At 70.9% G+C, this 8,583-nt stretch carries 7 protein-coding genes; 4 read left to right on the forward strand and 3 right to left on the reverse strand.

The features are described 5' to 3' along the window. On the reverse strand, positions 1-639 hold a 639-nt coding region (locus tag A9X00_RS19535), incomplete at its 3' end, for a PE family protein (protein ID WP_156772188.1). Between the two features lie 276 nt (positions 640-915). Between A9X00_RS19535 and A9X00_RS19540 the strand changes: the two genes are divergently transcribed. Continuing rightward, positions 916-1,503 (forward strand): LppP/LprE family lipoprotein, encoded by a 588-nt coding sequence (locus A9X00_RS19540; RefSeq protein ID WP_067157064.1) that lies wholly within the window; start codon positions 916-918, stop codon positions 1,501-1,503. A 7-nt stretch (positions 1,504-1,510) separates the two neighbouring features. Here A9X00_RS19540 and A9X00_RS19545 read toward each other — a convergent pair whose 3' ends face one another. Continuing rightward, the gene (locus A9X00_RS19545; RefSeq protein ID WP_082975391.1) at positions 1,511-1,867 is read right to left on the reverse strand and encodes a hypothetical protein; all 357 of its coding nucleotides are present in this window, start codon (positions 1,865-1,867) and stop codon (positions 1,511-1,513) included. A gap of 167 nt (positions 1,868-2,034) precedes the next feature. Here A9X00_RS19545 and A9X00_RS19550 point away from each other — a divergent pair, with 167 nt between their 5' ends. After that, positions 2,035-5,439 carry a TM0106 family RecB-like putative nuclease gene (locus A9X00_RS19550; RefSeq protein ID WP_067157071.1) on the forward strand — a complete coding sequence of 1,135 codons (3,405 nt, stop codon included), beginning with the start codon at positions 2,035-2,037 and terminating at the stop codon, positions 5,437-5,439. A 111-nt stretch (positions 5,440-5,550) separates the two neighbouring features. Here A9X00_RS19550 and A9X00_RS19555 read toward each other — a convergent pair whose 3' ends face one another. Continuing rightward, positions 5,551-7,350 (reverse strand): MFS transporter, encoded by a 1,800-nt coding sequence (locus A9X00_RS19555; protein WP_082975389.1) that lies wholly within the window; start codon positions 7,348-7,350, stop codon positions 5,551-5,553. Between the two features lie 140 nt (positions 7,351-7,490). On the opposite strand from A9X00_RS19555, the gene A9X00_RS19560 reads away from it, so the two are divergent. After that, positions 7,491-8,255, forward strand: a complete 765-nt coding sequence (locus A9X00_RS19560; protein ID WP_067157074.1) for a hypothetical protein — start codon at positions 7,491-7,493, stop codon at positions 8,253-8,255. Positions 8,256-8,408: 153 nt separating this feature from the next. After that, on the forward strand, positions 8,409-8,583 hold a 175-nt coding region (locus A9X00_RS30080; protein ID WP_255363087.1), incomplete at its 3' end, for a hypothetical protein.

The following is an 8,583-nucleotide window of genomic DNA, read 5'->3' on the forward strand; positions in this document are numbered from 1 at the left end:
CGCCCCTCCTGCACCGCCGATGCCCCCGCCGCCGCTGGTACCGCCCAACAGCCCGCCGCTTCCGCCGGCGCCGCCGTTGCCGCCAGCCTGACCGGCCGCACCGGCCCCGCCGGCACCGCCGAACCCGCCAGACCCGAACAAGCCCGCCGACCCGCCGGCGCCACCGGACTGCCCCGCCGTGCCCGAGCCGCCGTTGCCGCCGTTGCCGATCAAGATTCCGCCCGGCCCGCCGGCCTGCCCGGTGCCCGCCGCGCCGTCGGCGCCATTGCCGATCAGCGGCCGCCCCAGGAGGGCGTCGGTCGGCGCATTGATCGCGGCGAGCAGGTCGTTCTCGAGCGTCTGCAACGGGGAGGCGTTGGCGGCCTCGGCCGCCGCGTACGCCCCGGCGCCCGAGGTCAGTGCCTGCACAAACTGGTCGTGAAACGCAGCAGTCCGCGCGCTGAACGCCTGAAACTCCTGGCCGTAATGGCCGAACAGCGCCGCGATCGCTGCCGATACCTCATCCTGGGCGGCGGCTGCGATCTGCGTCGTCGAGCCCGCCGCCGCGGCGTTCGCGGCCGTGATCGCCGATCCGATCCCAGTCAGGTTCGCCGACGCCGCCGCCAGCACCTCCGGTGCTGCTATCACGTACGACGACATCGCGGCTCTCTCGTAAACGCGCGTGGGGACCGCTCGGTACGATACAGCCGTATCGTCAAGATCACAGACTCTTTGCCCATTTATTCCTATGCAATTCCAACTTTTTTCATGAACTAGCTACCGCGCGCATAGGCGCTGCCCGGGAAATGGAGTCGTCTTCGTCGAGTTGGCCGGTGGCTGAGGCCGAGAAGCCGACCGCCACAGGCGCGTTGCGGGCCCTGGAACGCGGCCACGCCTGCCGCACCCATCGGTCGGATAACGGTACGGTTTCGCGATGTGTGGTCGCTAACCCGTCGCGCCGAGCCACTGGCCGGCCTCGCTTTGATCGCCGCGACGCTAACCGGTTGCGGTTCAGGGGATTCCACCGTCGCCAAGACGCCGCAGGCGACGACGACGACGTCGACCGCGTCCATCACCGCCCCCGCCACCCCGATCCCGACGTCCGGTGTCGCCGCCCCGCCCGGCAGCGCCGGGCCGGCCGACCCGTGCGCGGTCAACCTGGCCTCGCCCACCATCGCGAAGGTGGTGTCCGAGCTGCCCAAAGACCCGCGCAGCCAGCAGCCGTGGAATCCCGAACCGGTGGCCGGCAACTACAACGAGTGCGCCCAGCTGTCGGCGGTGATCATCAAGGCCAACACCAACGCGGTCAACCCGACGACGCGGGCGGTGCTGTTCCACCTGGGCCAGTTCATCCCGCAGGGCGTGCCCGACACCTACGGGTTCAACGGCATCGACGCGGCGCAAACCACCGGCGATACGGTCGCGTTGACCTATCCCGGCGGGATCAACGGCCTCAACACCGTCGTGCGGTTCCACTGGGACGGCAACGGCGTCCAGCTGATCGGTAACAGCCCCGGGCACTGAGCCCGGGTCAGCCGCTCACAATCAGCGGAAGCGAGATCACACCGGGGCCGCCGGCGACGACGATCACCCAACGGCCGTCGACGGGCATGGCCACCGAGATCGGGAAGAAGGCGAACCCGATTTCGCCGACGGTGGCCTCCGGGGGCATCTCGAAGGCGACGCGAAGCGGCTTGTCACCCGTCGGGGGCCAGATCTCGATGTCGAGCCGGTCCTCGTCGTCGGCATCGGACTGCGTCAGCACCACGAGCAGAAAGGTGGCGAACCGGTCGGGCCCGACCACGAATCGGGACAACACGCCGCCGGTCACGTTCAGCTTGTTGTCGACCACCTCGGCCGCTTCGGCGAGAAAGGCCCCCGTTACGATCACCTGCCGAAGCTACCGCCCGGCCCGCGCGCCGCGACACGCGCCCCACCGGTTTCGCCATATGCCTTGTCGCACAGGCGATGTCAAACGCACGTGGCCGACCGCCAGCCGCCCGCCGAACCGCACCCGGCCCAGCCGTGTCGGCCCCCTCGCCTACAGTTGCAGCTGTGTTCGTCACCGGCGAAACCGTCGTCTACGGCGCATCGGACCTCGCGTCCGCCGCGCGGTGCGAGTACGCCCTGCTGAGGGATTTCGACGCCAAACTCGGCCGCGGCCCGGCCGTCACCGCCGAGGATGAACTGCTCGCGCGAACCTCCGCGCTGGGCACCGAGCATGAGCGACGCCGCCTCGACCGGTACCGCGACGAGTTCGGCGACGCGGTCGCGGTGATCGGCCGCCCGGCCTACTCGCTTGCCGGGCTGACGGCGGCCGCCGAGGCAACCCGGCGCGCGGTCGCCAACCGTGCGCCGGTGGTGTATCAGGCCGCGATGTTCGACGGCCGATTCGTCGGATTCGCCGACTTTTTGGTGCTCGACGGCGAGCGGTACCGGGTGGCCGACACCAAGCTGGCCCGCTCGCCGAAGGTGCCCGCGCTGCTGCAGCTGGCCGCCTACGCCGACGCGCTCGCCGGCTCGGGCGTCCCGGTCGCGCCGGAGGCCGAGCTGGAGCTGGGCGACGGGGCCGTCGTGCGCTACCGCGTCGACGACCTGGTCCCGGTTTACCGCTCCCAGCGCGTGCTGTTGCAGCGGCTGCTCGACGAGCACTACGCCGCGGGCGCCCCGGTGCGCTGGGACGACCAACAAGTGAGCGCGTGTTTCCACTGCCCGCTGTGCATCGAACAGTTGCGCGCCACCGACGACCTGCTGCTGCTCGCCGGGATGCGAGTCACCCAGCGCGACAAGCTGATCGACGCCGGCATCGGCACCGTCGCGGAGCTGGCGAACCGCACGACGCCGGTGCCCGACCTGGCGCCCACCGCGCTGACGAAACTCACCGCGCAGGCGAAACTGCAAGTCCGCCAACGCGACACCGGCACGCCGCAATTCGAGATCGCCGACCCGCAGCCGCTGACCCTGCTGCCCGAGCCGGATCCCGGTGACCTGTTCTTCGACTTCGAAGGCGACCCGCTGTGGACGGCCGACGGGCACGACTGGGGCCTGGAGTATCTGTTCGGCGTCCTGGAGGCCGGCGGGAATTTCCACCCGCTGTGGGCGCACAGCAGGGTCGACGAGCGCAAGGCGCTCACCGACTTCCTCGCGATGGTGAAAAAACGCCGCAAGCGCCGCCCCAACATGCATATCTACCACTACGCGCCCTACGAGAAGACCGCGCTGCTGCGGCTCGCCGGGCGGTACGGGGTCGGCGAGGACGACGTCGACGAGTTGCTGCGCAGCGGCACGCTGGTCGACCTCTATCCCGTGGTGCGCAAGAGCATCCGGGTGGGCGCGGAGTCGTTCGGCCTCAAGGCGCTCGAGCCGCTGTACATGGGCTCGGAGCTGCGCGCCGGTGACGTCACCACGGCCGCCGAGTCGATCACCTCCTACGCCCGCTACTGCCAGCTCAAGGACGAAGGCCAGCTGGACGACGCCGCGTCCCTGCTCAAGGAGATCGAGGACTACAACCACTACGACTGCCGCTCGACGCGGGCGTTGCGCAACTGGCTGATGCTGCGCGCCTACGAATCCGGCGTGGTACCCGTTGGCGCGCAACCGGTTCCGGAGGGCAACCGGGTCGAGGACCGCGACCAGCTGGCGATGTCGTTGTCCGCGTTCACCGGCGACGCGGGCGTCGCCGACCGCACGGCCGAGCAGACCGCGGCGGCGCTGGTGGCCGCGGCGCGCGGCTACCACCGGCGCGAGGACAAACCGTTCTGGTGGGCGCACTTCGACCGGCTGAACTTCCCGGTCGAGGAGTGGTCCGACGACACCGATGTCTTCATCGCCGACGAGGCGTCGGTCGAGGCCGACTGGCACACCCCGCCCCGCGCGCGCAAGCCGCGGCGACACGTGCGACTCAGGGGAGAGCTGGCGCGCGGCGAGTTGACGACCGACGTCTTCGCGCTCTACGAGCCCCCGGCCCCGCCGGGCATGGCCGACAACCCCGACCGGCGCGCGGCCGGCCGCGCCGAGATACTGGCGGTCGACGATCCGGCGGTGCCCACCGAGGTGACCATCGTCGAGCGAGTCGGCAACGGCGGCACCACCTTTGACCAGCTGCCGTTCGCGCTCACCCCGGGGCCGCCCATTCCCACCACGGCCTTGCGGGCTTCGATCGAGACCACCGCCGCCACCCTGGCCGCCGACCTGCCGACGCTGCCGTCGACCGCCGTGGTCGACGTCCTGCTGCGCCGCGCGCCCCGCACGATGGCCCCGTTGCCGCGCACCGGCGACACCGTCGCCGACATCACCGCCGCCGCACGCGATCTCGACGCGTCGTACCTCGCCGTGCACGGGCCGCCGGGCACCGGCAAGACGCACACCGCCGCGCGGGTGATCAAACGCCTTGTCGCCGAACAGGGCTGGCACGTCGGCGTGGTGGCGCAATCGCACGCCACGGTGGAGAACCTGTTGGGCTGCGTGATCGACGCCGGGCTGGATCCAGGCCGGGTGGCCAAGAAACCCGCCGGACACGACGCCCCCCGCTGGCAGGAGATCGACTCCGGCGACTATCCGGCCTTCATCGCCGGGCACGACGGCTGCGTGATCGGCGGCACCGCATGGGATTTCGCCAACGCCAACCGGGTGCCGCCGGGCAGCCTGGACCTTTTGGTGATCGACGAGGCGGGCCAGTTCTGCTTGGCCAACACCATCGCCGTGGCCCCGGCGGCCGCCAACCTGATGCTGCTCGGCGACCCGCAGCAGCTGCCACAGGTCAGCCAGGGCACGCATCCGGAACCGGTCGACACGTCGGCGCTGGACTGGCTGGTGGACGGCCGGCGCACGCTGCCCGACGAGCGGGGCTACTTCCTGGACCTCTCCTACCGCATGCATCCGGCGGTCTGCGCCGCGGTCTCGGCGCTGTCCTACGAGGGCCGGCTGCAATCGCACGAGTGCACCAAGGAGCGCCACCTCGCCGGGCAAAGCCCCGGCGTGCACGTGAGTACCGTGGAACACCAAGGCAATTCGACGGAGAGCTCCGAGGAGGCCGACGCCATCGCCGCGCACATCGGCGGGCTGCTCGGCCGCGCGTGGACCGACGAACACGGCACCCGGCCGCTGGGCGCCGACGACGTGCTGGTGCTAGCGCCCTACAACGCCCAGGTGACGCTGATCCGCCGGCGGCTCGGCGAGGCCGGGCTCGGCGCGGTCCGGGTCGGAACCGTCGACAAGTTCCAGGGCGGGCAGGCCCCGGTGGTGTTCGTATCGATGACCGCCTCGTCGGTCGACGTGGTGCCGCGCGGGATCTCGTTCCTGCTCAACCGAAATCGGCTCAACGTCGCCATCAGCAGGGCGCAGTACGCGGCGGTGATCGTGCGGTCGCGGCTGCTCACCGAGTACCTACCGACCACGCCCGCGGGCCTGGTCGACCTGGGCGCGTTCCTCGCGCTGACGCGCGACTGGTGTGAGTCGTGAGTGTGCACTGGCGGCTTTGCGGGTGAACCCACGGCGAGATCCCGGACGGAAACCCGCCCTGCGTTCACACCGAAAGCCATGAGCTCACACTCGAAGCCAGCGCGGCGCTCGCTAGGACGAATGCCGGCCGTAGCCGGCGGGGTCGTCGTCCGGATCCGCGCGGTAGCGGTGGCCCGGTGATGCCATCGGGCGAAAGCGCATCCCGCCCTCGACGCGAGACCCGTTGTGCGCGAAGCCGATCGGCCCGGCCGGCACGGCCGGCACGGGCGGCACCGGCCTAGCAGGCGGCGCGTCCGGTTCGCGAACCAACCGCAGCTCGACGTACTCGTCGTCGTCATAGTCGTCGTCGACCATGTCGCCCTCGTCGGCCGGCTCGATCCGCGCGTCCGCCGACGGCGCGAATCCCAACACGAACAGCGCGGCGACGACGCCGAACAACACGACGAACGCGGGCAACAGCACCGACTGCGCCATCGCGGCCGCGAACGGCTCGCGCAGGAACTCGGGAAGCTGCACCGCGGTGGCGTCCTCCGCCGAGGCCGGCGGCGCGCCCGACGGCATCTCGGAACCGATCCGCCACGTCATGAACGCGGCCATGCCCGCGCTGCCGAGCACCGCCCCGAGCTGCCGCACCGAGTTGAACACCGCCGAACCCGCCCCGGCCAGCTCGGGGGGCAGGTTGCGCGTCGCGGTCGCCGTCAGCGGCGCCCACACGAACGCGCTGCCCACCCCGATCACGGCGAACGCCAGCAGCAGCCGCCAGATCGGCGTCGACGGGGACATCTCGAACGACAGCCAGGTGAGCCCGACCGCCATCGTGGAGAAGCCGAAGCCGAGCACCGGCCCCGGGTGGTACCGGTCGACGAGCATGCCCACGAACGGCGCGAGCGCACCGCCCACGACGGCCATCGGCGCGATCACCAGCGCCGAACGCGTCGACGACAGCCCGCAGCCGGCCTGCAGGAAGAACGGCAGCGGCAGCATCATCGCCGTCATCGCGAATGCGGTGACCGCCACCCCGGCGTTGCACAGGCCGAAGTCGCGGTCGGCGAAGACGCGCAGCGGGATCAACGGATCGCGGGTGTTGATGGCCTGCCAGTACACGAACACCGACATGCATCCGATGCCGGCGACGATCATCGCCCAGACCCAGGGCTGCCAGTGACCGGCCTGGCCCTCCTGCAAGCCGAAGACGATCAGGAACATGCCCAGCCCGGACAGCGCGACGCCCACCAGGTCGAAGCGCTGCGCCTGGGTGGGCAGCACCGGCACCAGCCACGCGGCCAGCGCCAGCCCGGCGACGCCGATGGGGACGTTGACGAAGAAGATCCACTGCCAGCCCAGCCCGTCGACCAGCGCGCCGCCGGCCAGCGGTCCGACCAGGGTGGCCACCCCGGCGGTGGCGCCCCACACGCTGACCGCGACACCGCGCCGCTCCGCCGGGAAGACCCGGGTGATCATCGACAGGGTCTGCGGGGTCAGCACCCCGGCGCCGCCGCCCTGGACCACCCGGGCGGCGATCAGCACGGCGACGCTGCCCGACAGCCCGCACCAGATCGACGCGGCGGTGAACAGGCCCAGCCCCGCCAGATAGAGGTTCTTGGTGCCGTACCGGTCACCCAGCCGCCCGGCCACCAGCAACACCACCGCGCAGCCCAGCAGGTAGGCGCTGGTCACCCAGACCACGGTGGCGTACCCGGTGTGCAGGTCGATCTTGATGGTCGGGTTGGCGATGACGACGATCGTGGAGTCGACCATGATCATGAAGAAGCCGATCATCATCGCGAACAGCGCGTTCCACGGATTCCGCGGGCCCGCCGCAAGCAGGGAGTTCCAGCGCTCCATGAACCCGGCGCGACTCGGCCCCGCGCGCCGGCTCCCCCCCGGCGACCAAGGCGTCGCCGTGTTCATGTCGCTTGACCCCCTCGCACCGTTGGCATCGCCACCCAGCCCGCATTATCCCGGTTGGGCAAATGCGCCGCTCGGCTGCGGATCGGTGATCGCACGTTAGCCTGGATAGGGACATCAGGAAGACCAACAGGATGAGCAGTATGCGGGCCCGACGAAACAGAGCGTCACGCACGGCAAAGCCGGAGCAGGCGTCGGCCGAGGGTGGTCGGCCGAAGGCATCGGCGCGGGCATTGGCGCAGGTCATCGAGCGCAGCACGCGGATCCACGGCCCCGCCGCGGAGGCCTACGTGTCGCGGCTGCGCCGCGCGCACCCGGGCGCCGGCCCGGCCGAAATCGACGCCAAGCTGGAGAAGCGCTTTCTGGCGGCGCTGACGGCCAGCGGTGCCGCGGTCGGCTCCGCCGCGACGTTTCCCGGGGTGGGCACGCTGACGGCGGTGTCCGCGGGCGCCGGGGAGACCGTCTTCTTCATCGAGGCCACCGCGCTGTTCGTGCTGGCCAAGGCCGTCGTCTACAACATCCCGGCCGACCACCGCGAACGGCGCCGCGCACTGGTCCTGTCCGTCCTGGTCGGCGACGACAGCCAGCGCGCCATCGGCGAGCTGATCGGGCCCGGGCGCACCAACGGCGGTTGGCTGGCCGAGGGCATGGCCTCGCTGCCGTTGCCGACGCTGTCGCGGCTGAACAGCCGGATGCTCGGCTACTTCGTCAAGCGCTACACGCTGCGAAAGGGCGCCCTGATGTTCGGCAAGGCGCTGCCGGTCGGCATCGGCGCCGTGGTCGGCGGCGCCGGTAACCGGATGGTGGGCAAGAAGATCGTCCGCAACGCGCGGCACGCGTTCGGCGCCCCGCCCTCGCGCTGGCCCAGCCCGCTGCGGCTGTTGCCGCCCGTCCACGAGGCCGGCTAGCGGCGGCCTCACCCGGTACCTGCCGCGAATTGCTCGCGAACGGTTAGCCTTTATTGGGGCGAAAACGTTCCCGCACCGTCGCGGGGCTGAGGTGCCCGTCGATAACGCGTACAGCGCGCCTGCAGGACAAAAGAATTGAGGCGAACAGCGGCCGTGAGCAACATTTCACCATTCGGGCAAAACGAATGGCTGGTCGAGGAGATGTACCGCAAGTTCCGCGATGACCCCTCGTCGGTCGACCCGAGCTGGCACGAGTTCCTGGTCGACTACAACCCCGAGACCACCACCGAGGCGGCCCCCAGCGCCGCCGCGGCGGCGCCCGACGGAC

Source organism: Mycobacterium sp. 1245805.9 (assembly GCF_001672915.1).
Lineage (GTDB): Bacteria > Actinomycetota > Actinomycetes > Mycobacteriales > Mycobacteriaceae > Mycobacterium.

What these genes read in the sequence shown, in the direction of transcription:
- A9X00_RS19555 (WP_082975389.1), bottom strand. Translation starts at nt 7,350, where the DNA reads ATGAACACGGCGACGCCTTGGTCGCCGGGGGGGAGCCGGCGCGCGGGG.
- A9X00_RS19560 (WP_067157074.1), top strand. Translation starts at nt 7,491, where the DNA reads ATGCGGGCCCGACGAAACAGAGCGTCACGCACGGCAAAGCCGGAGCAG.